This window comes from Variovorax atrisoli 110B, from assembly GCF_000382045.1.
In the GTDB taxonomy this organism is placed as follows: Bacteria; Pseudomonadota; Gammaproteobacteria; order Burkholderiales; family Burkholderiaceae_C; genus Variovorax; species Variovorax atrisoli.
In genome coordinates this window covers 587,892-612,302 of record NZ_KB907451.1, presented here as the reverse complement: position 1 = coordinate 612,302, position 24,411 = coordinate 587,892, and the positions used below count along the sequence as shown (strand labels likewise).

The 24,411-nt window shown below is 66.8% G+C and carries 27 protein-coding genes; 14 read left to right on the top strand and 13 right to left on the bottom strand.

Annotated features, from left to right (window positions below; translation table 11 throughout):
- Positions 1-102 precede the first annotated feature (102 nt).
- The 3 genes from G369_RS0110980 to G369_RS0110970 are packed head-to-tail and all read left to right on the top strand — an operon-like array spanning position 103 to position 2,552.
- Positions 103-1,146 (top strand): thiamine pyrophosphate-dependent dehydrogenase E1 component subunit alpha, encoded by a 1,044-nt coding sequence (locus G369_RS0110980; protein ID WP_019654049.1) that lies wholly within the window; start codon positions 103-105, stop codon positions 1,144-1,146.
- Positions 1,143-2,102, top strand: coding sequence for an alpha-ketoacid dehydrogenase subunit beta (locus tag G369_RS0110975; protein ID WP_020723038.1), 960 nt, complete (start codon positions 1,143-1,145; stop codon positions 2,100-2,102). Before G369_RS0110980 ends, G369_RS0110975 begins: the two co-directional genes overlap by 4 nt.
- A gap of 24 nt (positions 2,103-2,126) precedes the next feature.
- Positions 2,127-2,552 (top strand): MarR family winged helix-turn-helix transcriptional regulator, encoded by a 426-nt coding sequence (locus G369_RS0110970; protein WP_019654047.1) that lies wholly within the window; start codon positions 2,127-2,129, stop codon positions 2,550-2,552.
- Between the two features lie 226 nt (positions 2,553-2,778).
- Here the strand turns inward: G369_RS0110970 and G369_RS0110965 are convergent, their stop codons facing one another.
- Positions 2,779-3,558: an SDR family oxidoreductase gene (locus G369_RS0110965; RefSeq protein WP_019654046.1), complete on the bottom strand. Its 780-nt coding sequence runs from the start codon at positions 3,556-3,558 to the stop codon at positions 2,779-2,781.
- A gap of 125 nt (positions 3,559-3,683) precedes the next feature.
- Here G369_RS0110965 and G369_RS0110960 point away from each other — a divergent pair, with 125 nt between their 5' ends.
- A complete protein-coding gene (locus G369_RS0110960; protein ID WP_020723037.1) occupies positions 3,684-4,631 on the top strand; it encodes a LysR family transcriptional regulator in 948 nt (315 codons plus the stop codon).
- 91 nt (positions 4,632-4,722) lie between these two features.
- On the top strand, positions 4,723-5,745 hold the full coding sequence (locus tag G369_RS0110955; protein WP_019654044.1) for a Bug family tripartite tricarboxylate transporter substrate binding protein: 1,023 nt from the start codon (positions 4,723-4,725) through the stop codon (positions 5,743-5,745).
- A gap of 125 nt (positions 5,746-5,870) precedes the next feature.
- On the opposite strand, the gene G369_RS0110950 is transcribed toward G369_RS0110955, so the two are convergent.
- Both G369_RS0110950 and G369_RS0110945 read right to left on the bottom strand, forming a co-directional pair.
- Positions 5,871-6,194: a DUF1840 domain-containing protein gene (locus tag G369_RS0110950; protein ID WP_019654043.1), complete on the bottom strand. Its 324-nt coding sequence runs from the start codon at positions 6,192-6,194 to the stop codon at positions 5,871-5,873.
- Between the two features lie 11 nt (positions 6,195-6,205).
- Positions 6,206-7,477: a class I SAM-dependent methyltransferase gene (locus G369_RS0110945; protein WP_026346321.1), complete on the bottom strand. Its 1,272-nt coding sequence runs from the start codon at positions 7,475-7,477 to the stop codon at positions 6,206-6,208.
- A 132-nt stretch (positions 7,478-7,609) separates the two neighbouring features.
- Here G369_RS0110945 and G369_RS0110940 point away from each other — a divergent pair, with 132 nt between their 5' ends.
- The 9 genes from G369_RS0110940 to G369_RS35665 all read left to right on the top strand — a co-directional run bounded on the left by G369_RS0110940 (position 7,610) and on the right by G369_RS35665 (position 17,187).
- Positions 7,610-9,994 carry a bifunctional salicylyl-CoA 5-hydroxylase/oxidoreductase gene (locus G369_RS0110940; protein ID WP_019654041.1) on the top strand — a complete coding sequence of 795 codons (2,385 nt, stop codon included), beginning with the start codon at positions 7,610-7,612 and terminating at the stop codon, positions 9,992-9,994.
- Position 9,995: 1 nt separating this feature from the next.
- Positions 9,996-10,478: a MarR family winged helix-turn-helix transcriptional regulator gene (locus tag G369_RS0110935; protein ID WP_019654040.1), complete on the top strand. Its 483-nt coding sequence runs from the start codon at positions 9,996-9,998 to the stop codon at positions 10,476-10,478.
- Positions 10,475-11,329 carry an enoyl-CoA hydratase family protein gene (locus G369_RS0110930; protein WP_019654039.1) on the top strand — a complete coding sequence of 285 codons (855 nt, stop codon included), beginning with the start codon at positions 10,475-10,477 and terminating at the stop codon, positions 11,327-11,329. The genes G369_RS0110935 and G369_RS0110930 overlap by 4 nt, the downstream gene beginning before the upstream one ends.
- A gap of 4 nt (positions 11,330-11,333) precedes the next feature.
- The gene (locus G369_RS0110925; protein ID WP_019654038.1) at positions 11,334-12,527 is read left to right on the top strand and encodes an acyl-CoA dehydrogenase family protein; all 1,194 of its coding nucleotides are present in this window, start codon (positions 11,334-11,336) and stop codon (positions 12,525-12,527) included.
- A gap of 5 nt (positions 12,528-12,532) precedes the next feature.
- Positions 12,533-14,158, top strand: a complete 1,626-nt coding sequence (locus G369_RS0110920) for an AMP-binding protein (RefSeq protein ID WP_019654037.1) — start codon at positions 12,533-12,535, stop codon at positions 14,156-14,158.
- On the top strand, positions 14,155-14,553 hold the full coding sequence (locus G369_RS0110915; RefSeq protein ID WP_019654036.1) for a RidA family protein: 399 nt from the start codon (positions 14,155-14,157) through the stop codon (positions 14,551-14,553). Before G369_RS0110920 ends, G369_RS0110915 begins: the two co-directional genes overlap by 4 nt.
- A gap of 361 nt (positions 14,554-14,914) precedes the next feature.
- Positions 14,915-15,421 carry a YfbU family protein gene (locus G369_RS0110910; protein ID WP_019654035.1) on the top strand — a complete coding sequence of 169 codons (507 nt, stop codon included), beginning with the start codon at positions 14,915-14,917 and terminating at the stop codon, positions 15,419-15,421.
- Positions 15,422-15,508: 87 nt separating this feature from the next.
- On the top strand, positions 15,509-16,015 hold the full coding sequence (locus G369_RS0110905) for a DUF4124 domain-containing protein (protein WP_019654034.1): 507 nt from the start codon (positions 15,509-15,511) through the stop codon (positions 16,013-16,015).
- A gap of 35 nt (positions 16,016-16,050) precedes the next feature.
- The gene (locus G369_RS35665; protein ID WP_019654033.1) at positions 16,051-17,187 is read left to right on the top strand and encodes a DUF72 domain-containing protein; all 1,137 of its coding nucleotides are present in this window, start codon (positions 16,051-16,053) and stop codon (positions 17,185-17,187) included.
- Between the two features lie 13 nt (positions 17,188-17,200).
- Here G369_RS35665 and G369_RS0110895 read toward each other — a convergent pair whose 3' ends face one another.
- The 10 genes from G369_RS0110895 to G369_RS0110850 form a co-directional block, all read right to left on the bottom strand.
- The gene (locus G369_RS0110895; protein WP_020723036.1) at positions 17,201-17,746 is read right to left on the bottom strand and encodes a hypothetical protein; all 546 of its coding nucleotides are present in this window, start codon (positions 17,744-17,746) and stop codon (positions 17,201-17,203) included.
- The gene (locus G369_RS0110890; RefSeq protein WP_019654031.1) at positions 17,743-18,036 is read right to left on the bottom strand and encodes a ubiquitination-like system serine protease family protein; all 294 of its coding nucleotides are present in this window, start codon (positions 18,034-18,036) and stop codon (positions 17,743-17,745) included. Before G369_RS0110890 ends, G369_RS0110895 begins: the two co-directional genes overlap by 4 nt.
- Positions 18,037-18,086: 50 nt before the next feature.
- Entirely contained in the window at positions 18,087-18,566 is a 480-nt protein-coding gene (locus tag G369_RS0110885; protein ID WP_019654030.1) for a glycoside hydrolase family 24 protein, read from the bottom strand.
- Positions 18,563-18,874 (bottom strand): hypothetical protein, encoded by a 312-nt coding sequence (locus G369_RS0110880; RefSeq protein WP_019654029.1) that lies wholly within the window; start codon positions 18,872-18,874, stop codon positions 18,563-18,565. Before G369_RS0110880 ends, G369_RS0110885 begins: the two co-directional genes overlap by 4 nt.
- Positions 18,864-19,271, bottom strand: a complete 408-nt coding sequence (locus tag G369_RS0110875) for a hypothetical protein (RefSeq protein WP_026346317.1) — start codon at positions 19,269-19,271, stop codon at positions 18,864-18,866. Before G369_RS0110875 ends, G369_RS0110880 begins: the two co-directional genes overlap by 11 nt.
- A gap of 69 nt (positions 19,272-19,340) precedes the next feature.
- Positions 19,341-19,568: a hypothetical protein gene (locus G369_RS0110870; RefSeq protein ID WP_019654027.1), complete on the bottom strand. Its 228-nt coding sequence runs from the start codon at positions 19,566-19,568 to the stop codon at positions 19,341-19,343.
- Positions 19,555-21,444, bottom strand: a complete 1,890-nt coding sequence (locus tag G369_RS0110865; RefSeq protein ID WP_019654026.1) for a hypothetical protein — start codon at positions 21,442-21,444, stop codon at positions 19,555-19,557. The genes G369_RS0110870 and G369_RS0110865 overlap by 14 nt, the downstream gene beginning before the upstream one ends.
- A 1-nt stretch (position 21,445) precedes the next feature.
- Complete coding sequence (locus tag G369_RS0110860) at positions 21,446-21,832, bottom strand: hypothetical protein (RefSeq protein WP_020723034.1); 387 nt, start codon at positions 21,830-21,832, stop codon at positions 21,446-21,448.
- Positions 21,829-23,052 carry an SPRY domain-containing protein gene (locus tag G369_RS39235; RefSeq protein ID WP_208604387.1) on the bottom strand — a complete coding sequence of 408 codons (1,224 nt, stop codon included), beginning with the start codon at positions 23,050-23,052 and terminating at the stop codon, positions 21,829-21,831. Before G369_RS39235 ends, G369_RS0110860 begins: the two co-directional genes overlap by 4 nt.
- A gap of 138 nt (positions 23,053-23,190) precedes the next feature.
- Positions 23,191-24,402 carry a hypothetical protein gene (locus G369_RS0110850; protein ID WP_020723032.1) on the bottom strand — a complete coding sequence of 404 codons (1,212 nt, stop codon included), beginning with the start codon at positions 24,400-24,402 and terminating at the stop codon, positions 23,191-23,193.
- Positions 24,403-24,411: the final 9 nt, after the last annotated feature.

Here is a 24,411-nt window from a genome sequence, read left to right as displayed (position 1 = left end):
CGGGGAAGCAGGAGGAGGCGGCGGGTAAGCCCGGTGCCGCGAGTCCGTCTCGCTTGATACGATTTTTTCCGGAACGCCCGCTCCAAGGGCGTCGGAGACAAGATGGACTCGAGCATTTCCAGCAGCGCCGCCCACGGCGCGCATGGCGCGGGTGTGGCCCTGTACCGCGCCATGGTGCGGATACGGGCCTTCGAGAACGCGGCGGAGACCGCCAGCCAGGGCGGCGTGAGCGCGTACGGCCAGCAGGCGGCGGGGGCCGCCAAGGTCCGCGGGCCGCTGCACCTGTCGACCGGGCAGGAGGCGGTGCCGGCCGGCGTCTGCGCCCACCTGCGCCCCGCCGACTACCTCACCTCCACCCACCGCGGCCATGGCCACACGCTGGCCAAGGGCGCCGACCTCGCGCGGATGATGTGCGAGCTGTTCGGCAAGGCCACCGGCTTCAACGGCGGCAAGGGCGGCTCGATGCACATCGCGGATTTCTCGGTCGGCATGCTGGGCGCCAACGGCGTGGTGGCGGCGGGGCTGCCGATCGCGGTGGGCGCGGCGCACGCGCAGAAGCTTCTGAAGAAGAGCGACGACATCACCGTCTGCTTCTTCGGCGACGGCGCGATCAACCGCGGGCCTTTCCTTGAAGCGCTGAACTGGGCGCGCGTGTACGAGCTGCCGGTGCTCTTCGTCTGCGAGGACAACCGCTGGAGCGCGACCACCGCGAGCGGCCCGATGACGGCCGGCGAAGGCGCCTCCGCGCGCGCCGAGTCGCTCGGCATCGCGTCCACGCAGGTCGACGGCAACGACGTGTTCGCGGTGCACGCTGCCGCCGCGAAGCTGGTGGCCGAGGTGCGCACTGGCGGCGGGCCGCGCCTGCTGCATGCGCTGACCTATCGCGTGAAGGGGCATGTGTCGGTCGACGTGGCGGCGTACCGCGATCCGGCCGAGCTGGCCGCTGCGCTCGAGACCGATCCGATCGCCCGGGCGCGCGGCCATCTGCTTTCGGCCGGCGTCGCCACCGCGACTCTCGACGCCATCGAGAACGCCGCGCGCGACGAGGTCGACACCGCCCTCGCGGTCGCCGACGCAGCCCCGTGGCCCGAGCCGGCCGCCGCCTTCACCGACGTGCAGACCGTCGGGGAGGGCCAGTGGCGATGAAGCACGAACTGAGCTATTCGGAAGCCGCCCTGCTCGCCCTGCAGCGCGAGATGGAAGCCGACCCGCGCGTGGTGGTGCTCGGCGAGGACGTGGGCCGTGGCGGCATCTTCGGCCAGTACAAGGGACTGCAGCAGCGCTTCGGCGAAGGTCGCGTGATCGACACGCCGATCAGCGAGGCGGCGATCATGGGCGCCGGCGTGGGCATGGCGCTCGCGGGGCTGCGGCCGGTGGTCGAGATGCGCGTGGTCGACTTCGCGCTGTGCGGCATGGACGAGCTTGTGAACCAGGCCGCCAAGAACCGCTTCATGTTCGGCGGCCAGGGCCGCGTGCCGCTGGTGGCGCGCATGCCCGGCGGCATCTGGGACGCCTCGGCGGCGCAGCATTCGCAGTCGCTCGAAGCCTGGTTCGCGCACCTGCCGGGCGTGGTGGTGGTGTGCCCCTCGACGCCGCAGGACAACCACGGGCTGCTGCGCTCCGCCCTGCAGTGCGGCGACCCGGTGGTCTACATCGAGCACAAGACGCTGTGGGGCGCGCGCGGCGAGGTCGACGAAGGCATCGCCGTGCCGCTGGGCAAGGCGGCGCGCGTGCGCGAGGGCGATGCGCTCACGCTGGTGAGCTGGAGCCGGCAGATGCAGGCCTGCTCGGCGGCCTGCGACGCGCTGGCGGCCGAAGGTATCGCGGTGGACCTGATCGACCTGCGCACGCTGTGGCCGTGGGACCGCGAGACGGTGCTGTCGTCGTGCGCGCGCACCGGCCGGCTGCTGGTGGTGCACGAGGCGGTGCAGGCGGCGGGCTTCGGCGCGGAGATCGCGGCGAGTGCGGCGGAGGCCACCGGCTGCCGCGTGGCGCGGCTGGGCGCGCCGCGCATTCCGGTGGGCTATGCGCCGGTGCTGGAGGCGCAGTCACGCGTCGGCGCGGAAGCGATCGTGGCCGCGGCGAAGAAGCTGGTGGGCTGAAGGCAGGCCGCCTCGCCGGAAGCGATGGACCCGCTCTTCTTCAAGCTGGTGCGGGTCGCGAATCTCACGGCGCGGCCTTTCCATGAACGCGTGGGCCGCGAGCACCGGCTCACGCTCAACGAATGGCGCACGATGGCCGTGCTCGCCGCGCAGCCCGGGCTCAACGCCACGCAGGTCGCCGACCAGACCGGCCTCGACAAGATGGCAGTGAGCCGCGCGCTGGCCGGCCTGCGGCGCCACAGGCGCGTACAGCGCCACGACGACCCGACCGACCGGCGCAGCAGCCGCCTCTATCTCACCGCCGCAGGCAAGGCGCTGCACGAAACGGTGGGCGCGCTCGGCCGAGAACGCGAAGTCGCACTGTTCGGCGGCATCGATGCGGTCGAACTGGCGCAGCTCGACACCACCCTCGACAAGCTCATCGAGGCAGTGCAGCGCGGCACACCCTGACCGCTCCACAAGCAGGCCACGGCCCATTCCAGAACACCACGGAACCGGCTTTGCCGGGCCGTTGGTGTTGCCCCCGGAAGGGGGTTGGCGAAGCGACACGAAGTGCGCGCAGCATGGGGGTGAGCCAAGTGCCACCACGGAACCGGCTTTGCCGGGCCGTTGGTGTTGCCCCGGAAGGGGGTTGGCGAAGCGACACGAAGTGCGCGCAGCCTGGGGGCGAACCAAGTCAAGCCGCGAAGCCGCCGTCGATATTGAGGCTCGCGCCGGTCACGAAGCCCGCCTCGGGGCTGGCCAGGTAGCCGACCATGCCGGCGATTTCTTCCGGACGGGCGTGGCGGGCCAGCGCCATCAGGCCGTGCATCGAGGCGGCGTTGGGGCCGTCGACGGGGTTCATGTCGGTGTTGACCGGGCCGGGCTGCACGTTGTTGACCGTGATGCCGCGCGGGCCGAGGTCGCGCGACAGGCCCTGCACCAGGCCGACCAGCGCCGACTTGCTCATCGCGTAGGCGCTGCCTCCGGGCCAGGGCATGCGCTCGGCATTCGTGCTGCCGATGTTGATGATGCGGCCGCCCTCGCCCATGTGGCGCGAGGCCGCCTTGGCGGCGACGAAGACGGCGCGCACGTTGATGGCCAGCGTCTTGTCGAAGTCCTCGAGCGAGAACTCGTCGAGGGTGCCGCCGAGGAACACGCCGGCGTTGTTCACGAGGATGTCGATCCTGCCGAAGGTGCGGGCGGCTTCGTCGATGCCGGCGGTGAGGGCCGCGGCGTCGGCGCTGTCGATCTTCAGCGCGAGGGCGCGGCCGCCTTCCGACTGGATGCTGCGCACCAGTTCCTCGGCCGGTGCGGCCGAGGCGGCGTAGCTGAAGGCCACGGCGGCGCCGTCGTGTGCCAGGCGGCGCACGATGGCCGCGCCAATGCCGCGCGAGCCGCCGGTGACGAAGGCGACCTTGCCGGCCAGGACGGGGGAAGAAGATGAGGAGGAAGAAGAAGCGGTGCTGGAGGCCATGATTTTTCCTGTGCAATGGTGGAAGAAGAAGGCCTTAGTTTGGGCGCTTCATTCCTTCTCCGGTAGCCGTCAATCCAGTCAATCAGATTCAACCAATGGTTGAAGATGGGCGCCACAATGCGGCCATGGAACCGCTGAATCACCTCGAATCCTTCGTGCAGAGCGCCGAGGGCGGCAGCTTCTCCGAGGCCGCACGGCGCCTGGGCCTGACGCCGGCGGCCGTCAGCAAGAACGTGGCGCGGCTGGAGGCGCGGCTGGGCCTGCGGCTGTTCCAGCGCAGCACGCGCAGCCTGAAGCTGACCGAGGGCGGGGAGCGCTTCCTCGCGCAGATCGGCGGCGCGCTGGCCACGCTGCGCGAGGCGGTGGCCGGCGTCGACACCGACGACGGCCAGCCCTCGGGCACGCTGAAGGTGAGCATGGGCCAGGCGTTCGGGCGCGAGCACGTGCTGCCGATGATGGGCGGGTTCCTCGCGCGCTACCCGGCCATCGTGCCCGACTGGCACTTCGACAACCAGCAGGTCGACCTGGTGGGCGAAGGCTTCGACGCGGCCATCGGCGGCGGCATCGAACTGCCGGCCGGACTGGTGGCGCGCGAGCTGGCGCGTATCCACGTGGTGGCGGTGGCCTCGCCCGCATACATGGAGGGGCGCAAGCCGCCCCGGCATCCGTCGGACCTGGCGGCGCTCGACACGCTGTTGCGCCGCTCGTCGCCAACGGGGCGCGTGCGCGGCTGGACGCTGCGGCGCGTGCGCGGCGCGGGCGGAGGCACAGGCGAAGGCGAGGTCAGCGTCGAGCTGCCGCGGCCGCGCGCCATCTTCAACGACCCCGAGGCGATTGCGCATGCCGCGCTGATGGGGCTGGGCGCGGCGATGCTGCCTCTGCCCTTCGTGGAGCGCGGGCTGCGCAGCGGCGAGCTGATGCGCCTGCTGCCCGACTGGTACCAGGATGCGGGGGCGGTGTGGCTCTACTACCCGAGCAAGAAGCTGCTTCCGCCGAAGACGCGGGTGTTCATCGATTTCGTGCTGGAGCGCTTCCGCGAGGAGCGGTTCGCGCAGCGGATGCAGGTGGCCTGAGGCGCCGCGGCCCGCGCGCTGCCAACTCCCTCACGCAGCCACGGGGTTTTCACCCGCGACGGCGGAGGCGCGCGCCTGTACAAACGCGCGCATGACCCATCAGACCTTTCTCTCACTGAATCGCCGCACCGCGCTGGCCGCATCCGCCGCCGCCGCGCTGACCCTTATCGCCGCTCCCTCGTGGGCCCAGGGCACCTGGCCGACCAAGCCGGTGCGCATCGTCGTGCCCTTCGCGGCCGGCGGCACCACCGACATCCTGGCGCGCGCCATCGCGCCCGAACTCTCGAAGGCCTTCGGCCAGCAGTTCATCGTGGACAACCGCGCGGGCGCCGGCGGCAACGTGGGCGCCGAGATCGTGGCGCGCGCGCCGAACGACGGCTACACGCTGCTGATGGGCACGGTCGGCACGCACGGCATCAACCGCGCGCTGTACCCCAAGCTGCCCTTCGACCCGATCAAGGACTTCGCGCCGATCACCCTGGTGGCCGCCGTGCCGAACGTGATGGAGATGAACGCCGACAAGGCGAAGTCGCTGAACATCCACAACGTGCAGGACTTCATCAAGTACGCCAAGACCAACCCCGGCAAGCTGAACATGGCCTCCAGCGGCAGCGGCACCTCGATCCACCTGGCGGGCGAGCTGTTCAAGAGCATGACGGGCACCTTCATGGCCCACATCCCGTACAAGGGCTCGGGCCCGGCGCTGCTGGACATGGTGGGCGGGAATGCCGACGTGATGTTCGACAACCTGCCCTCCTCGATGGCGCAGATCAAGGCCGGCAAGCTCACCGCGCTGGCGGTGACGAGCGCACAGCGTTCGCCGGCCCTGCCCGACATCCCGACGGTGGCGGAAGTGGGCGGCCCGACGCTCAAGGGCTACGAGGCAAGCTCGTGGTTCGGGCTGCTGGCGCCGGCGGGCACGTCACCGGAGATCGTGAACCGCATCCAGCAGGAAGTGGCCAAGGCGCTGGGCACGCCGGCCATGAAGGAGAAGATGCTCGCGCAGGGCGCGATCCCGAGCGGGAACTCGCCTGCGGACTTCACGAAGCTCATTGCGAGCGAGCATGTGAAGTGGGCGAAGGTGGTCAAGGACTCCGGAGCAAAAGTCGACTGACCCCCAGGCTGCGCGCACTTCGTGTCGCTTCGCCAACCCCCTTGCAGGGGGCAACACCGACGGACCGGCAGAGCCGGGGTCCGTGGTGTTTCACTAAAGGGCCGGGGGCGGCTGATCTTTGGTGATCAGGTCTTCCAGGTCACGTCCTTCTTTTCGGCCAGCGAGTCCTTGAGCATGTGCAGCAGCGGGATCGCGCGCTGATGCAGGCCGACGTGCTGCTTCTCGGCCTCGTTGGCGTGGCCTTCGACGGCGTAGTCGTCGTTGTTGTGGGAGTTGGAGGCCTCGCGTGCCAGGGCGGCCTCGAGGGCCGAGATGGCGCCGGGGATCTGCTCGACGGTGATGATGCCCTGCGGGGCGGCGGACTTGCCGACGATCTCGAGCAACTGGCGCGCATGCACTTCGAGCATCACGAAATCGGGCGCGGCCCGGGACTGGAATCGATAGAGCATGGTGTTCTCACTCACTTGTTGTAGATGTAGTCACGCGCAAAAGGGTACACCGATTGAGCGCCGCGAAGGACGCCGTGTTCGACCTTGCCGTCGGGCTTGGTGGAAAGCATCTGGTGCAGCGAGATCCAGCCCTGCTCGAAGCTCATGGCGGAGCCCGCGAGGTAGAGGCGATAGGCGCGCAGGATGCGTTCCGCGTTCTCCTTCTGGCGGCCGCCGCTTCGCTGCAGCACTTCCCGCGCCGTGTCGAGCTGCGACTCCAGCGCGTCCGACCAGGCCCAGAGCGTGCGCGCGTAGTGCGGCCGCAGGCTTTCGGTATCGACCATCTCCAGGCCGGCCGCGGCCGTCTCGCGCAGCACGTGCGTCACGTGCAGCAGCTCGCCGCCCGGGAAGATGTACTTCTCGATGAAGTCGCCCATGCCGGCGCCGAGCTGCCGGTAGTTGAGCTCGCCGGAGGTGATGCCGTGGTTCATCACCAGGCCGCCGGGCTTCAGCAGCGCATGGATCTTGCGGAAGTAGGTCGGCATGTTGGCCGCACCCACGTGCTCGAACATGCCGACGGAGGAAATCTTGTCGAAGGGCCTGTCGGTGGGCACTTCGCGGTAGTCGCGCAGCTCGACGCGCACCCGGCCCTGTAGCCCCTTCTCCTCGATGAGCCGCTGCACGTGCGCATGCTGGTTCTTCGACAGCGTGATGCCGGTGGCGTCCACGCCGTAGTGCTCTGCGGCCCACAGCAGCAGGGCGCCCCATCCGGAGCCGATGTCGAGGTAGCGCTCGCCCGGCTGCAGCATCAGCTTGCGGCAGATGTGGTCGAGCTTGGCTTCCTGCGCCTGTGCCAGCGTGAGGTCGGGCGTGCGGAAATAGGCGCATGAATACACGCGGCGCGGGTCGAGCCACAGCGCGTAGAAGTCGTCGGAGACGTCGTAGTGGAACTCGATCTGCGCCGCGTCCTTGCGCAGCGAGTGCGAGCCGTGCGACTTGGCCCGGCGCTGCAGGCGGCTCCACCAGCCGGTGTCGGTCTCCGCCGGGTTGCCGGGGAGCATGCCGACCGTGGCGTCGATCAGGTCGCGCATGGCGCCTTCGATCTGCACCTTGCCCTCGACGTAGGCCTCGCCGATGGCGCCCACCTGCCGTGCCGCCAGCTTGGCCAGCACCGTCCATTCCTTGAAGGCCAGGGTGACGCGGGCTCCGGCCTGTGCGACGCGCCGGCCATCGGGCAGCTCGAGCGCGATAGGGACAGGCAGCGACGCCAGCTGCGACTCGATCTTGGGTATCAAGTGTTGCATGGCAGCCATGGTATTGATTTTTCCAAGCTTTTGCATGACTTCCCGTGTCGGCGCAAGCCGCGATCTGCGGCGGCTTCGGGCCTGCGCGAACCCGGATTGACATTAGATTGTTTATGTCTAAACTATTTAGCCATGAACAGCCTCGACCCGTCCAAGTCCGCTCCCGCCTCGGACCTCCAACGCATCCTGTGCATCGGCGGCGGGCCGGCAGGCCTGTACTTCGCCCTGCTGATGAAGGCGCGCAACCCGGCGCTGCAGATCACCGTGGTGGAACGCAACCGCCCCTTCGACACCTTCGGCTGGGGCGTGGTGCTGAGCGACCAGACACTGGCCAACCTGCGCGCGGCCGATGCGCCGACCGCGGCACTCATCGGCAACGAGTTCCACCACTGGGACGACATCCAGGTCTTCTTCAAGGGCCGCCAGGTGCGCTCGGGCGGCCACGGCTTCTGCGGTATCGGCCGCAAGCGACTGCTCAACATCCTGCAGGAGCGCTGCCTCGAGCTGGGCGTCGAACTGGTGTTCGAGACCGACGTCTCCGACGACCAGGCGATGGCCGCCAAGTACAAGGCCGACCTGGTGATCGCCAGCGACGGCCTCAACAGCCGCATCCGCCAGCGCTACGCCGACGTGTTCAGGCCCGACATCGACCTGCGCAACTGCCGCTTCGTGTGGCTGGGCACGCACCAGACCTTCGACGCCTTCACCTTCGCCTTCGAGCAGACCGAGCACGGCTGGTTTCAGGCGCATGCCTACCAGTTCGACGACAAGACCTCGACCTTCATCGTCGAGACGCCCGAGGCCGTCTGGAAGGCCCACGGCCTCGACCAGATGGAGCAGCCCGAGGCCATCGCCTTCTGCGAGAAGCTCTTCGCCAGGTACCTCGGCGGCCATTCGCTCATCAGCAACGCCACGCACCTGCGCGGCTCGGCCAACTGGATCCGCTTTCCGCGCGTGGTGTGCGAGCGCTGGACGCATCGCATCGACGTCGAGGGCCGCTCCGTGCCCGTGGTGCTGATGGGCGATGCGGCACACACGGCGCACTTCTCGATCGGCTCGGGCACCAAGCTGGCGCTGGAAGACGCGATCGACCTGGCCAACGAGTTCGCACGGGGCGGCACGGTCGACCACGTGCTCGAAGGCTACGAGGCGCGCCGCAGCGTCGAGGTGCTGAAGATCCAGAATGCCGCGCGCAACTCCACGGAGTGGTTCGAGAACGTGCCGCGCTACACGGGCATGCAGATCGAGCAGTTCGCGTACTCGCTGCTCACCCGCTCGCAGCGCATCAGCCACGAGAACCTGCGCCTGCGCGACACGCAGTGGCTCAGCGGCTACGAGCAGTGGCTCGCAGGTGGCAAGGCGATGCCGCCGATGCTCATGCCGCTGAAGGTGCGCGGGCTCACGCTGAAGAACCGCATCCTGGTGTCGCCCATGGCCACCTACAGCGCGGTCGACGGCGTGCCGCAAGACTTCCTGCTGGTGCACCTGGGCGCACGCGCCCTCGGCGGTGCGGCCATGGTGTTCGTCGAAATGACGAGCCCGACGCCCGAAGGCCGCATCACGCCCGGCTGCACGGGCCTCTACAACGACGCGCAGCAGGCCGCCTTCAAGCGCATCGTCGACTTCGTGCACACGCAGTCGAGCGCCAAGATCGCGATGCAGCTCGGCCACAGCGGACCCAAGGGCTCGACCCGCGTGGGCTGGGAAGGCACCGACGAGCCGCTCGAAAGCGGCAACTGGCCGCTGCTGGGCGCGAGCGCGCTGCCCTACGGCGAACAGAACCAGCTGCCCGCCGCCATCACCCGCGCCGAGATGGACACGCTGCGCGACCAGTTCGTCGACTCGACCCGCCGCGCCGCCGAGTGCGGCTTCGACTGGCTCGAGCTGCACTGCGCGCACGGCTACCTGCTGTCGGCCTTCATCAGCCCGCTCACCAACCTGCGCACCGACGAATACGGTGGCGACATCGAGGCGCGCTGCCGCTACCCCCTCGAAGTGTTCCGCGCCATGCGCGCCGCATGGCCCGCCGACAGGCCGATGAGCGTGCGCATCTCAGCGCACGACTGGGCGCCCGGCGGCAACACCGATGCCGACGCCATCGTGGTCGCGCGCCTGTTCAAGGAGGCCGGCGCCGACTTCATCGACGTGTCGTCCGGCCAGACCACGCGCGCCGCGAAACCGGTGTACGGCCGCATGTACCAGACGCCGTTCTCCGACCGCATCCGCAACGAGGTCGGCATCTCGACCATCGCGGTGGGCGCCATCACCGATGCCGACCAGGCCAACAGCATCATCGCGGCCGGCCGCGCCGACCTGTGCGCCATCGCGCGCCCGCATCTTGCCGACCCTGCCTGGACCCTGCACGAAGCCGCCAAGCTGCAGAGCCGCGACATCGAATGGCCGCGGCAGTACCTGAGCGGGCGCGACCAGATGTACCGCGAAATCGCCAAGCAGCAGCAGCTCGCGGCCGCCGCCAATGCGGCGATGGCCGCGCAGAACAGCGAGGAGACGCACTGACATGGACCTCGAAGCGCGCGCGCACAGCGAACATCCCGAGGCGCTGCGGCTGTGGCTTCGGCTGCTCACCTGCACCCAGCTGATCGAGAAGCAGGTGCGCAACGAACTGCGCTCGCAGTTCGGCACCACGCTGCCGCGCTTCGACCTGATGTCGCAGCTCGAGCGCTCGCCCGAGGGCCTCAAGATGAACGAGCTCTCGCGCCGCATGATGGTGACGGGCGGCAACGTGACCGGTATCACCGACCAGCTCGTGTCCGAAGGGCTGGTCGAGCGCATCAACGTGGAGGGCGACCGCCGCGCGTGGCGCGTGCGCCTCACGCCGCGCGGGCGCAAGCTCTTCAATGAAATGGCGCAGCAGCACGAGGACTGGATCGTCGAGGCCTTCGCGGGCCTCAGCGCCAAGGAGATCGCGCAACTGCACAAGCTGCTGGGCAAGGTCAAGCAGCACTCGCACAACCAACTACTGATGGCGGAGACCGAATGAAGCACTACATCGGCGCGGGCAATCCCATGCGCGCGCAATTCGAACCCAAGGCGGCCTACAAGGCGGAGCACTTCGCATGGAGCTTCGAGGCCGGCGTGGGCACCATCACGCTGAACCGGCCCGATCGCAAGAACCCGCTGACTTTCGACTCCTACGGCGAGCTGCGCGACCTGTTCCGTGCGCTGGTCTACGCCACCGACGTGAAGGCGATCGTCGTGACCGGCGCTGGCGGCAATTTCTGCTCCGGCGGCGACGTGCACGAGATCATCGGCCCGCTGACCGGCATGCGCATGCCCGAGCTGCTGGAGTTCACGCGCATGACGGGCGACCTGGTGAAGGCGATGCGCGCCTGCCCGCAGCCCATCGTCGGCGCGATCGACGGCGTGTGCGCAGGTGCCGGCGCGATGATCGCGCTGGCCTGCGACCTGCGCTACGGCTCGCCCGCCACGCGCACCGCTTTCCTGTTCACTCGCGTGGGCCTCGCCGGCGCGGACATGGGCGCGTGCGCGCTGCTGCCGCGCGTGATCGGCCAGGGCCGCGCGTCGGAGCTGCTCTTCACCGGCCGCGCGATGACGGCGCAGGAAGGCCATTCGTGGGGCTTCTTCAACGCACTGCACGAAAGCGATGCGCTGCTCGAGGCTGCCACCAAGGTCGCGCGCGACCTCGCCGAAGGCCCGACCTTCGCGCACGGCATGACGAAGACGATGCTGTCGCAGGAATGGTCGATGACCATCGACCAGGCCATCGAAGCCGAAGCGCAGGCACAGGCCATCTGCATGCAGACCGAGGACTTCAAGCGCGCCTACGAAGCCTTCGCCGCCAAGCGCAAGCCGGTCTTCGGCGGGGACTGACGCGATGTTGACCAAGGCTCCCGCACCACCTTCGACGGCGCACCTCGCGCTGCCCTTCTTCGACGACGCACACCGCACGCTGGCCGACGGCCTGCTGCCCTGGGCCGACGCGCAGCAGGTCGACGAGCATGACGACCGCGTGGCCTGCCGCGACTGGGTCCAGCGCCTCGGCGCCGGCGGCTGGCTGCGCTATTGCGTACCGGGCAGTTCCGGCGGCGCACTGGAGCGACTCGACTCGCGCGCCCTCGTGCTGCTGCGCGAGACGCTCGCCTACCACTCGCCGCTGGCCGACTTCGCCTTCGCGATGCAGGGCCTGGGCAGCGGTGCGATCACGCTCGCAGGCACGCCGCAGCAACACGCCGACTACCTGACCGCCGTGGCCAAGGGCAGCAAGATCGCGGCCTTCGCGCTCAGCGAGCCCGAAGCCGGCTCCGACGTGGGCGCGATGGCGATGCGCGCCGAAGCGACCACCGACGGCTGGAAGCTCGACGGTGAGAAGACCTGGATCAGCAACGGCGGCATCGCCGACTTCTACTGCGTGTTCGCGAAGACCGACGCGGCGGGCGGCACGCGCGGCATCACCGCCTTCATCGTCGATGCGAAGACGCCGGGCCTCGACACCTCCGCGCACATCGACGTGATGGCGCCGCACCCGCTGGCCACTCTGCGCTTCGAGAGCTGCGTCGTGCCGCGCACCGCGCAGCTGGGTGAGCTCAACGGCGGCTTCAAGCTCGCGATGCGCACGCTCGACATATTCCGCGCCTCGGTGGCCGGGGCGGCGCTCGGCATGGGCCGGCGCGCGCTGGCGGAAGCGATCGCCCATTCGAAGAAGCGCCGCATGTTCGGCCAGACGCTGGCGGACTTCCAGCTCACGCAGGCGAAGCTCGGCGAGATGGCCGCGCTCATCGACGGTGCAGCGCTGCTCACCTACCGCGCCGCATGGATGCGCGACGACGCCGAGCGGCGCGGCGCACCGGCAGTGGGCGACGTGTCGGCCGCCGCGGCCATGGCCAAGATGTGCGCGACCGAGAACGCGAGCCGCGTGATCGACATGGCGCTGCAGATGCACGGCGGCCTCGGCGTGAAGGTTGGCACGAAGGTTGAAAGCCTCTACCGCGACATCCGCTCGCTGCGCATCTACGAGGGCGCGACGGAAGTTCAACAACTGATCATCGGCAAATCCGTTCTACGGGGATAAACACCGTGTCTGCCCAAGTCGACCGCTTCGTTCACGACCGCTTGCCGCCCGCGGCACAGCTGCCCGTCTTTCGCTACGAACTGCCCGAGCTGCAGTTGCCCGACCAGCTCAACCTGGTCGAGGAACTTCTCGACAAGGCTGCGGCGAAGGGCTTCGGCGACAAGCCGATGCTGCGCTCGCCGCAGGGCACGTTGACCTATGCGCAGGCGGCCGTCGAGGTCAATCGCATCGCGCAGGTGCTGATCGAGGATCTCAAGCTGGTGCCGGGCAACCGCGTGCTGCTGCGCGGCGGCAATTCGGTGGCCATGGCCCTCGCATGGCTCGCAGTGGTGAAGGCCGGGCTGATCGCGGTGGCGACGATGCCGCTGCTGCGCGCCAAGGAGCTGGGCGACATCATCGAGAAGGCCCAGCCCGTGGCCGCACTGTGCGACGGGCGACTGCTCGAAGAGCTGGCGATCGCACAGCGGGAGCATCCGGTGCTCGCCACGGTGGTGGCGTTCAACAAGCCCGATGCCGACGACTCGCTGTCGGCGCGCGCAGCGAAGAAGAGCGGCGTGTTCCAGGCCTGCCCCACGGCGTCGGACGACATCGCGCTGCTGGCTTTCACCTCGGGCACCACAGGCAAGCCGAAGGCCCCTGTCACCACGCATCGCGACGTGCTCGCGATGTGCCAGACCTGGCCACGCCACGTGCTGCGCGCGTGCAGCGACGACATCGTCGTGGGCTCGCCGCCGCTGGCCTTCACCTTCGGGCTCGGCGGACTGCTGGTGTTTCCGATGTGGGCCGGCGCCTCCGTCTACTTCCCCGATGCGCCGTTCACGCCCGAAGGGCTGGTGAAGCTCATCAACGAGGTCGGCGCGACCATCTGCTACACGGCGCCCACGTTCTATCGCCAGATGGCGCCGTTCGTGAGGCAGCACGGCATGCCCACTCTTCGCATCAGCGTGAGCGCCGGCGAAGCCCTGCCCGACGCCACGCGGCAGCTGTGGAAGGAGGCCTCCGGCATCGAGATGCTCGACGGCATCGGGGGCACCGAGGTCTTCCATATCTACATCTCGGCCGCGGGCGCCGACGTGCGCCGTGGCGCGGTCGGAAAGGTCGTGCCGGGCTTCACCGCGAAGGTGGTGGACAACCAGGGCAACGAAGTGCCGCGCGGAACGGTCGGCAAGCTCGCGCTGCAGGGGCCCGTGGGCTGCCGCTATCTCGACGATCCACGGCAGACCGACTACGTGAAGAATGGCTGGAACTATCCGGGCGATTCCTTCGTGCAGGACGACGACGGCTACTTCTTCTACCAGGCACGCGCCGACGACATGATCATCACAGCCGGCTACAACGTCGGCGGTCCGGAGGTCGAGGACGCGTTGCTCAAGCACCCTGCGGTGGCCGAGTGCGGTGTGATCGGCAAGCCCGATCCGGAGCGCGGCATGATCGTGAAGGCGTTCTGCGTCCTCAAGCCGGGCAACGAAGGCAATGCCGCCCTCGTGAAGACACTGCAGGACCACGTGAAGGCGACCATCGCGCCGTTCAAATACCCGAGGGAGATCGAGTTCGTGCCGGCGCTGCCGCGCACCGAAACCGGCAAGCTCCAGCGATTCAAACTGAGACAACCCAACACAACGACATCATGATCAACAAACTCCTGCAACCCGAAGGCTGGCTGCCTCCCAAGGGCTATGCGAACGGCGTCGCCGCGCGCGGAACGATGCTGTTCATCGGCGGCCAGATCGGCTGGAATGCACAGCAGCAGTTCGAATCGGACGACTTCATCGACCAGTGCGGCCAGGCGCTGCGCAACATCGTCGAAGTGCTGCGCGCAGGCGGCGCCGGTCCCGAGCACATGGTCCGCATGACCTGGTACGTGACAGACCGCGACGAATACAGTCGGCGGCTGGGCGAACTCGGCCCGGTCTACCGCGAAGCGATGGGCCGCAACTTCCCGGCCATGACCTGCGTGCAGGTCGCGGCACTGGTGGAGCATCGGGCGAAGGTCGAGATCGAGGTGACTGCGGTCGTTCCGGACTGACCCTTATCACCGGGCCAAAACAGGACTGCCCTCATTGCGAGGGCATTTCTTTTTGCGATTCCTTGTCCGATTCCTTTTGCCTTTGGCGGCAGCGGATCGGCAAAGAAAGAACGACAAAAGAGCGAAAAAGAAAAAGGCCCTTTGATTTCTCAAAGGGCCTTTTCAATTTGGTTGCGCGAGGGGGATATGGACAGGAGAAACTTGTTTCCATCCCAAACAGCCGTCGCCGTCCCTGACCCCCTAGATCTAGCAACCGCGCAACGTTCCTCTCGAATTCTCGTCGTGACGCGATCAACCTGCGTTTCGACCGCCTTGTCCGCTCGTACACTGGCCGCCCATCAAGGATCAACAAGGAGCACCAGTGGAAAAACTCAAACTCACCGACGCCGAGCGCCTCATTCTCGCGAACCAGTACGAGATCCTCGGCCTGCTGAATAAGGATGATTCCTTCACGCGGCTCGCAGAAAACCTGCGGGATGGCCATCGGTGGATTTACGAAGAAAAGCTGCACCTTTCGCCCAATTTGAGCGACGCAGACACCCACCTCGTCCTCGACATTCTCCGGATATACGAAGCGCTCCAAGACAGTCACGCGCAGCTGACCGATAAGTCGGGCATCGACGAAGGCGACCTGATCTTCCCCGGCTTCGGTGGCAATGAAGAACCCGAGCTACGGGCCTTCGCAGGTGCGCTCTCTCAGAACGGCAATTACCACCACATCGTCGGCGATCATCCACGCGACGCTCACTCGGCGACGCGCGAGATGTACGGCCAGATGATTGGAAAGTGGCGCGAACTGGGAAAGCCCCGCCCGTTGAACAAGGATCAGATCGTCGCGATTCTGGCAGCCAAGGCGTTTCCCGCCTAACCTCGACGGTAGAGTCGAAAACAGCGCTCGATAGCCGCGACTGCGCGCCGAAGCGACGTTGATCACGGAAAGGACGAGGAGCCACAGATGAGATTTCTGATTGCGGTCGTAGCGGTGCTGTTGGCACAGCCTTCTTGGGCGCTCTACAAATGTGTGGGCACTGGCGGCTCCGTCAGTTTTCAGGAAGCGCCATGTGAGCGGGCGCAAACCCAGACCTCGATCAAACCCTTGGTCGAGGCTCCCAAGCCCTCCGCCGCGCCACCAGCGATCGCCGCGCCGGCACCGGGAGGCCGCCCCTCCCTTGACCAGCAGCTGAAGGAAGCCGAGGCCGACCGACTGCGCACGCAAGCCGGCTACGCTGTCCGTGACAAGACGGCAGCCCTGGAGCGCCACCGCGCCGCCTGCGACGCCCAGCAGCGGGAGATCCTGGCCAACACCGCCCGGGCTAAGAACAACTTGGCCGGGGCGACTTACGCCCAGTCGATCGCCACCGAGGCCAACGCCGCCGCCGTGCGTTGCGAAACCCGCGCGCGCGAGCTGCAGGCCGATCTGGAAGAAGCCCGCCGGCAGTGCGCGGCACGCGGCTGCAGCTGACAGCCCCTGCCGCCGCCGGGTGCCCATAATGGGGCATGACTCTCGTCGGGCACGCATCCTGGGCCGAGAAGACACTGATTGAGTGCGGCCGCTTCTACCCTCCGGACTGCAAGACTCCGGAGGCGCGCCTGCGCTACTACGCCAGCATCTTCCCGCTGGTGGAGGTCGACAGCAGCTACTACGCCATCCCCTCGCAGACGAACACGCACAACTGGGCCGCCCGGACGCCCGAGGGGTTCGTCTTCAACGTGAAGGCCTTCCGCTTCTTCACCGGGCATCAGACCGACGTGCAGGTGCTGCCACGCGGCGTGAAGGAGCTGCTGCCAGGCCGCAAGCGGCTGCTGTACCGCGACACAGCCGACGAGGTGAAAGATGCCCTGTGGGACGCATTCAATCAATCATTGGAGCCGCTGCGGCTGAACGGCAAGCTGGGCCTGATCCACTTTCAGTTCCCGCCCTCGGTGGTGCCGAGCCCACGGGTCGTTGCCCACCTCGAAGCCATCCGCACCAAGCTGCCCCGCGACACCTTCAGCGTCGAGTTCAGGCACAGCAGCTGGTGGGATGGCATAAAACGCACTGTGGAGACCCTGGCGATGCTGCGCGCCCTGAACGCCGTGCATACGGTGGTCGACGGGCCGCGCGGGTTCGACAACAGCGTGCCGCCGGTCTGGGAGGTTACGAACCCGGACTACACGCTGGTGCGCCTGCACGGGCGGAACACGGAGACGTACAACGCGGCGGTGTCCTCGCCGGCGGAACGGTTCTCCTACGAGTACTCCGACGACGAGCTAAAGGGCATCATCGCCGAGACGGTGCGACTGGCCTACAAGGCGCGGCACGCCCACATGATCTTCAACAACTGCGACGAGGACAAGGGCGTGCGCAACGGCATGACGGCGCTGAAGATGCTGGTGCAGTACGGCGACGGCCGGATGCCGGACTTGAAAGATCCATTCCACCCGAACGGCGTGCTGGCCAGCGTCTCGGTCGAAGAGTTGTCCGCCGCGTCGCGTCAGCTGCCTCCGCCTGCCAAAGGGGAGCCGGAGACTCGGGAGGCCGAGGTCGACGTGGAGCGCGTCGGGCGAGTGCGCATCACTTTCCAGCTAAGGAAAATGCGGCACTACAAGAGCAGCCATATGCACTGGTCTGCTGTCTTCGCTCAGCCGATTTAGCCCAGTGGGGCAGTTACTCTGCGCCCGGAGCTGGCGCGGACAGTCTCCTGTCGTTCGCGACGATGCCCTTCAGCAGCTCTACTTCGGCGTCTCGCTGCCTAACAAGGCGTCTACCTTCGAGAAGTAGCTCTGCACCTTCTCCAGCCAGGCCTGCGAGGCTTGCGGATCGATCCGCGACACGCTGGCAGGCAACGGGGTCGGTTCGGGCTGCTTCGCGATCACGGGAGGCGAATTCGGCAAGCTGGCGGGACAGCCGGCCAGCGCGAACAGCATCGTCAGCGCGACCAATTTCCAGCGTCTGAATGATCCGGGAGTAGACATCTACGATCTCCTGTTGATTGGCAGCGTGCGCCAGCTGTAGGCCCGCGACGCGTTCTGACTCGCGCAGCGCTGCGCGGTTGCGGTCGTTCGTCTCTTGCGCGCGCGCCTGGCGTTCCTTGGCCAGGTCGACCTTGCCATCGGCGATGCGCAACTGCTGCACGCAGATGCCGACCGCCAGCAAGGCGATCGCGCCGAGCCACAACCACGCCCCCTTGAGCCAATCGAGAACGATGCTCACAGTGCCACCATTTCAGGCAGGTCGACCGTCTGCCCCGCCAGCGCGTGCGTGCAATCGCCGAGGAACTGGATTCGGCCGTCCGTCACGAACGAATGGCAGATGGCGTTCTCGTCCCAACCATCGCTTTCGGGATCGCAGTCGGGGAATCCGCCGGTCGCCTTGATCGAAGGCTGCAGCGTCGGCCGCTCGTAGTCTCCGTTGAAGTTCCAGCGCGGGCCCGGCAGGTCAGCGGGCGTGCGCTGGGTGTACAGCGTGTGGTTCAGCTTGCACCCGGGACAGTGGAAAGACACGGCGACGATGCGCCCGCGCCCATCTCCACTGTCCCTGATCCGAGGGCCGCTCATGCCAAGACTCCGCCGGCCGCCACGTACACGACGCGCAACTTCTCAAGACTGTGCTCCGGCTGACCGTAGCCGGCCCCGGGGAGACTTGCCCAGAGATTGCGCACTCGGGCTACTGCGTCATCGAAGCGGCCGGCGTCGATCAGTGGCAGTGCGGAGCGCTCGCGGATGAGCTGCACGGCCCATCGATCCTGAGAGGCCGGCCCGAAATCCGGCAGCTTCAGGAGATTGCGGTAGTGCACCCAGTCCTTCACCATGAACTGATAGCGCCCCGAGGCCGTCGAGAAAAGGCCCTTGGCGTTGATCTGCTTCGGCCGGCGTCCACGCGAGAACGGGTGCGCGCTGTAGTCGGTGAAGATCTCTGGCACGCGATCGACGCCGGTAACGATCACGTCGTAGCCCTTGTTCTTCGTCGCCGGGCCGGTGCTTGTTCCCTCCGACACGGCGAGCATGTCGAGGAACGCTGTCAGATTGCTCATGGTAGGTCCTTGCTGAGTGGGGAGTAGTCGGAGCGCGTTTCCGGCGGCGCCCTGTGTCGCCATCGCGCCGAGCTGGAGAGCAGGCCCACCAGCACGGCGAAACTGAAGACGAGGCCGGTCCATCCAGGCCACTCGCCGGTCCACGGCGCGAAGCCGAAGACGAGCGCGCCGGAGCCCAGCACCGAGTACTTGATGCGGACGCCTCGGCGAATCGCTATGTCGGTCAGACGCAGGCGGCACAGGCTGATGCCCGAGATCGCCAGGCACACGAGCAGCGTTGCCGCTGCGAACACGTATTCACGATCCATTGCCACCTCCGGTTTTCATGCGGATCAGGAAGTCGACGAAGCTGCCGGCCTTGCGCAGCGCCCACATGCCGAGCAGAGGCCACCGTTCGCCGACGAGGCCGATGGCGAATGCCATGGGACCGAAAAGCCACGCGGCCTCCACGTCAGGCACGTAGCGGTGCGCCATCACGGACAAGGGCACGGTCAACAGGATGGCCACGCCGTTGATGGCCACGAAGAAGCGCAAGGCCTTGGCCCTCGTGGTCGGCTCGCGCTGTCCGAGGCGAAAGTACGCGCCGAGGGTCGATCCCAGCAGGATCACGAGGTATGGCCCCACCACAGCCGCAACGTCCGGTGCGAACACGAGGGCTGCGATGAAGACCAGCACAGCCACCGGATCGAGGCTTGGTTGATTCATGTAGAGCTCCAAAGAGAAAGCCCGCCGGTGTTGCCACGGGCGGGCTGAAATGGAAGACGGGGGGCTGTACTAAATCGTGATCACGACGATCGGCAGGTCGGGCGCTGGGCCTTCGATGACCTCCCCACGGAAGAAGACGCGCTGTCCGACGGCCGTATCGCCCCGAGCCTGCACGAAGCCGCCACCAGGCGTCTCGATCGTGGCCACACCGCCTTCGATGCTGGTAACAGTGCCGATCTGCAGCGGCGGGCCGGCTACGAGGGCCTGCAGAGACTTCCAGGGGTTAAACGTTGACATGGGTTTCGACTCCTATGGTTTGCCAGATGGTCAGCTTTCCGTCGGCGCGTTCGACCGACGCGCTCGTGCTGCGCACGAGCCCGATCCGAGTTATGCCGCCGTCGACGTAGCGGACGAACTTGCCCGGGGGGATCACGCCGGTCTCAGGGAGCACCGGCAGTTGCAGCGAAACGGCTGCTTGCCGGCCCACGTCCGCCAGCACAGGCAGGCCGCGCTGGCGGGCCGCTACTGCCGTCGTGATCAGAGCGTTCGCGACCATGGGCGCCTCGATGTCGCCAGCCGTGCCCTCACGCGTGACCTGCCCATTGACACCGACCTGCACGCCCGAAACGTAGACCCTGTTGTACGGCGCCTTCTCGGTCCAGACGACGGCCTCTTTCTTCACAACCGACGCCGGCAGCTCGTAATCCGGCGTCACGTCGCCCCACTCCCACGGCTTGGCCGGGTATCGGAGCAGCACGCTGAAGCTCTTGCCGGTACGGTGCGGCTGCACGTATCCGCCGGCCGCGCCCGCGATGGCGTTCAACGCCGTCACGAAGCTGCCCTGATGCGACCACACACCTGCCGGCACGAGCCAGTCCTCAGGCGACCAGGCGACATCCCAGCCGATCGGCACGCCGCCGAGGGTCAGCACGTCGTTCGCCAGCTGCTGGGCGGTCCGGTCGAATGCATTGCCGAAGGTCATCACTGGCGAGTAAGGCGCGTCGAGCAGCGCCGCCTTGCCACGTCCGGTTACGTTCAGGTCGGAGCGCCCGAAGACCCGTTCGCGGCTGATGCCTTCGATGATCGCCCGGTAGGCGACGCCGTTAATGGTGGCCTCCACCTCCACAGGCTTGCCGTCCGAGCCGGGTTCGAGATCGGGTAGCGCCTGGCCAGGCGTGCGTGCGGTGAACCCCCACGTCCACGAGTCGGCGTCGATCGCGAGACTCATGGATAGCGTAGGGATCAGCACGCCGCCATCCACACGCCGGAGCGTCGCCGAATTAATCACGGTGTAGATCCTCCGGATGGGAACGACGACGGTTTCGCCCGGCTCCGGGCCCACGTGTCGCTCGCAGATGAAAACGAGGTTGGTGTCCGCGCTCCACGGCGCCTCGAAGACTAGGTCGCCGCTGGGCGTGTAGCAGGGGTCGACGGGCGGCTTGACCGGGATCAGGATCGTGCGGCCCGGCTGCGGCTGGATGGCCTCCTGATACCGGCCGCTCCAGCCGCGCGAGAGCTTCAGCGCGTAGCCGTTGGTCGAGCCGATCACCACGCCCAGCGGGATCGCGTCTTGGAAGCGGGAGCGTTGCGCGTTCGGCGTGCGCAGCCCGTCGTTGAACTTTGAGGCCCAGGCGCGATGCGTGCGCACCCCTTCTTCAAACCGTTGCCGCACGCTGTTGCCCATGCGCAGTGCCTCTTGGAAGCGCTGCCGCGCGCCCGTGCGCACCGGTTGGCCGTCCTGAAAGCGGCTCTCGACCACCGGGCGCTTGGAGCGATCCGAATCGGTCCACCGCGCGCGGTATGACGCGCGAACAGACGTGGCGTCCGCGTAGGAGGCACGGGCCGCGTGCGGGGTCGCGATGCCGTCCTGCCAGCGCTCGGCCGTGCGCTCGGGCTGTGGGGCCGCGTCTTGCCAGCGTGCCCTGGCTGTCGCGGTCAGCGGGCGCTGCGTGTCGGTGTTGTAGATGACCTCGCCGCGCAGCGTCGGGCGCACGAGCGTGATCGTGCCCGAGGCCACCACGCCCAGCGTCGCCGTGCCGCGCAGGGTCGGCCGCACGAGCACGATGCTGCCGCTGACGACGGCATCGCTGATCGGGTTGCTGCCGTCGTCGCCGAAGACCAGGTCGCCCTTGGTCAGCGGTGCTGCGACGAAGACGAGATCGGTGGACGCCATCTCAGACGAACTTCATTTCGCCCAGGATGGCCCGCGCGCCGGCATAGAGCAGCGTGCCCGTGGTGCCGCTGATCTTCAGCGGCCCGGCGCCCGCCATGTCGGTCACGTCGCCGCTGCCGAGCAGCACGCCTGCCCCGCTGTAGAGGTTGAACGAGGCCGCGTTGCCTTGCACGAGGATCAGGTCTCCGCTCGCGCTGTCCTGATCGAAGACGAGCTCGTGGCTCACCAAGGTGACGGCAGGCTTGGTGAACAGCATCGTGACCAGCGCCACGGCCGCCGCGTCGTAGAGCACCGCGTAGGCGTGGTTGGTTGCGTGGTCGTCGAGCGCTGCGTTGACGCCGCCCACCAGCATCGAATCGTTGAGGGCTTGAGTTGCGGTGAAGCTCATGCGATCAGCTCCACGCCGCCGTTGGCGAGCGTCAACCCATCGGCAACCACGGCGCGAAAATTCTTGTCGTGGTCGTAGGAGATGACGGTGTAGGTCTGGTACTCGTCGACATAGTCGAACGAATAGGCGCCAGTGCCCGGCGCGCTCCACATCTCGCGGATAAGCAAGCCGTCCTGCTCGCGGTACAGGCGCACGCGCTCAGACACCGGCACGTTCGGCGTGCCCTTGTCCTTGGTGGTGCCCTTGACACGACCGATGCCTCGCCCGAGCACACCCGTCAGGTAGTCACCTCGTGTCTGCGCCACAGGGTCTATGCGCATCCTGAACGGCATCGGAACCGTCAAGGCAGAAGGGACAATCCCGACGTTCGTGGTGCGTGTACTGCCTCGCACCACTGTCTGCGCGATAGCCGAGTCTCGCTGCTCCCACGGTGTCGCCCCGGCAACTGGAAAGGTGAACCCCTTGGTGCGCGCCCGTACTTGCCAGTTTGATCCGAAATTGAATAGCTGCGCCCCTGCGTATAGTTCGGTGAACGACAACCCGGAATACGCGACACCCTGACTCACACCATTCTTGTAGAAGGTGATCGAGCCCGCCGAGAAATCAACGACCATGCCGATGACATCCGCCAGCGTGTAAGACGCGCCGTAGGCAACACTACCCGAACCCGTGCGTTTTTGCCCCGAGTTCGTGTAGCCCCATGAGTCCGTCGAGTTTCCGATCGGTGTAGTCGGACTGCTTAGGTTCGCTGGCCCCGTGACACCGAGGATTGCCGTCACCCCTGACAGAGACACGTTGATCCACTCGAATTCGATCTGCAGAACACCTGCCGATCGCGCGGGCGTGAGAACACGCGGCGAGAGACCACTGCCGGACTTCAAGGTGGCAATGGTGCCGCCTGAACTCAGGTCAACATCGTTCTTGAATCCACGATTCCAAGCACCTATTGCCTCGGACGATGTCTTTGCCCGCACACCCGGCCAGGCAACGCCAGCGAATGGTGTCCACGCGTCCACCCATGTAGCCGCGTCGTCGGAATACTGAAGTTTGCCGGACAACAGGAACTTCGTAGGATCAGCGGCCGAGCCGAGGCGAATATCATCTACGTCCGCCGAACCACCAACTCCGAAGTCCCACGACAGAACGAGTCCGCTCGCGCTCGACCATGCGGCGCCTGTCGATAGGCTGTCGTCTTTTAGGTTTGCGAGAGAGCCAGTCATCGGCGCCGAGTTCGATGTCAACGTGGCTGAAGCGTCAACGCGAACCCCCGCGGATATCAATTGAAACTCTGTGAGTTCAAGCACAGAGCCGTAACTCTCTAGCCCAAGCGCTCGCCAGTATCGATGTGCCGCCATCGCTTAGCGGGGCCAAGGGCCCGTAATGTCGAAGAACGTCGCGCCAGTGTTGCTCGTGTTGGGCACGCTGGTGGTGTTCGTGTTGCTTGGGTTCACCACGAGGAAGTTCTTCCCCACGAGGGGCCCGCTGCCTGCAACGCGGTCGTTGAATTTGAAACTGTCGAAAGCCAGCGAATGGGGTGTCGAATAGAGGCCAGGGGCCTCGCCGCGCGGGGCTACGCTAGTGCCAGTCGCAAAATATCGTTTTGATAGCCGCAACGATCCGTCTATTGGGTTGGGCAGAGCACCAAAGAAGGTGTCGATGCCCGAATACGCTGTCGTAGCCCCTGTGTATGCTGCGCAAATATGCAGTTGCGAAGTTCCTAAGCCCGACGGTGCACGCGGAAACGCCTGCTGCGCATTGGTGTTGGCCTCCGGCTGACCGTCCGTCTGCGATGATGCCGTCGATGTCGTGGAATACCCGAGCGCACATGCATACCCATCGCCACCGGGCTTGAACGCCGTCGTGTCGCCGAAAAATTTGGTGAAGCCGTGCGTAAACGATGAACTCGAAGAGTACCCACCGCAGACGTGCAGGTAGAACGCTCGCGAGTCTCCGATCAGCATCCACTGCACTGCAGTGCTGTTCGCGTTGTTGCTCTTGGCCCAGTACCCACCGCCGGAGATCTGCAACGCCGAGGGGAAAAGACCGGCGTAGGTGTTGATATCCGTCATCGACTCACATCCGACAACACGCGCAACCGTCGTCCCCGTGTCATCCACGCGCAGGATCATCTTCGTGCTGGCCGGGTCACTGGACTGGTAGCCAGCGAGATTGGTGCCGCTAAAGGGCTTGGCAAAGCCTAGCGGGGCCATCTTCATTGTGATCGTGCCGGTGTAGGTGCCGTCAGGCAGTGCGGTTGCAAACGTCAGGCTGCTCGCCGTCGGCTTTGTGACCACCTTCTGTTCGCCGTTGAGTCCAGCGAATCCGGATGGACCGCCGGTGACGCCAGCGATTGACACCACGCTGTCGATCTGCGCGGAGTGGTTGCCCGACCAAGTGGCCGTTGCCACGCCGGAAGCAACCGTGAGGGCTGTCAGCGTCTTCGTATCGAAGCCATCCTTGAGGCAGGCATCCAAGAGAGCAATCAAGGTACCGACCGTGCCGCTGAGTGCCGGCGCCCCCGACATCAGGCTGGAAAAATACTTGACGCTGGTATCAACTGGAGAGGTCATGTGCTGGCC

Coding starts and splice junctions, on each gene's coding strand:
- G369_RS0110980 (WP_019654049.1), top strand. CDS start 103: ATGGACTCGAGCATTTCCAGCAGCGCCGCCCACGGCGCGCATGGCGCG.
- G369_RS0110935 (WP_019654040.1), top strand. CDS start 9,996: ATGGACCTCGAAGCGCGCGCGCACAGCGAACATCCCGAGGCGCTGCGG.
- G369_RS0110930 (WP_019654039.1), top strand. CDS start 10,475: ATGAAGCACTACATCGGCGCGGGCAATCCCATGCGCGCGCAATTCGAA.
- G369_RS0110915 (WP_019654036.1), top strand. CDS start 14,155: ATGATCAACAAACTCCTGCAACCCGAAGGCTGGCTGCCTCCCAAGGGC.
- G369_RS0110955 (WP_019654044.1), top strand. CDS start 4,723: ATGACCCATCAGACCTTTCTCTCACTGAATCGCCGCACCGCGCTGGCC.
- G369_RS0110880 (WP_019654029.1), bottom strand. CDS start 18,874: ATGGATCGTGAATACGTGTTCGCAGCGGCAACGCTGCTCGTGTGCCTG.
- G369_RS0110950 (WP_019654043.1), bottom strand. CDS start 6,194: ATGCTCTATCGATTCCAGTCCCGGGCCGCGCCCGATTTCGTGATGCTC.
- G369_RS0110940 (WP_019654041.1), top strand. CDS start 7,610: ATGAACAGCCTCGACCCGTCCAAGTCCGCTCCCGCCTCGGACCTCCAA.
- G369_RS0110925 (WP_019654038.1), top strand. CDS start 11,334: ATGTTGACCAAGGCTCCCGCACCACCTTCGACGGCGCACCTCGCGCTG.
- G369_RS0110965 (WP_019654046.1), bottom strand. CDS start 3,558: ATGGCCTCCAGCACCGCTTCTTCTTCCTCCTCATCTTCTTCCCCCGTC.
- G369_RS0110850 (WP_020723032.1), bottom strand. CDS start 24,402: ATGACCTCTCCAGTTGATACCAGCGTCAAGTATTTTTCCAGCCTGATG.
- G369_RS0110945 (WP_026346321.1), bottom strand. CDS start 7,477: ATGCAACACTTGATACCCAAGATCGAGTCGCAGCTGGCGTCGCTGCCT.
- G369_RS0110860 (WP_020723034.1), bottom strand. CDS start 21,832: ATGAGCTTCACCGCAACTCAAGCCCTCAACGATTCGATGCTGGTGGGC.
- G369_RS35665 (WP_019654033.1), top strand. CDS start 16,051: ATGACTCTCGTCGGGCACGCATCCTGGGCCGAGAAGACACTGATTGAG.
- G369_RS0110970 (WP_019654047.1), top strand. CDS start 2,127: ATGGACCCGCTCTTCTTCAAGCTGGTGCGGGTCGCGAATCTCACGGCG.
- G369_RS39235 (WP_208604387.1), bottom strand. CDS start 23,052: ATGACTGGCTCTCTCGCAAACCTAAAAGACGACAGCCTATCGACAGGC.
- G369_RS0110885 (WP_019654030.1), bottom strand. CDS start 18,566: ATGAGCAATCTGACAGCGTTCCTCGACATGCTCGCCGTGTCGGAGGGA.
- G369_RS0110960 (WP_020723037.1), top strand. CDS start 3,684: ATGGAACCGCTGAATCACCTCGAATCCTTCGTGCAGAGCGCCGAGGGC.
- G369_RS0110865 (WP_019654026.1), bottom strand. CDS start 21,444: ATGGCGTCCACCGATCTCGTCTTCGTCGCAGCACCGCTGACCAAGGGC.
- G369_RS0110870 (WP_019654027.1), bottom strand. CDS start 19,568: ATGTCAACGTTTAACCCCTGGAAGTCTCTGCAGGCCCTCGTAGCCGGC.
- G369_RS0110905 (WP_019654034.1), top strand. CDS start 15,509: ATGAGATTTCTGATTGCGGTCGTAGCGGTGCTGTTGGCACAGCCTTCT.
- G369_RS0110975 (WP_020723038.1), top strand. CDS start 1,143: ATGAAGCACGAACTGAGCTATTCGGAAGCCGCCCTGCTCGCCCTGCAG.
- G369_RS0110875 (WP_026346317.1), bottom strand. CDS start 19,271: ATGAATCAACCAAGCCTCGATCCGGTGGCTGTGCTGGTCTTCATCGCA.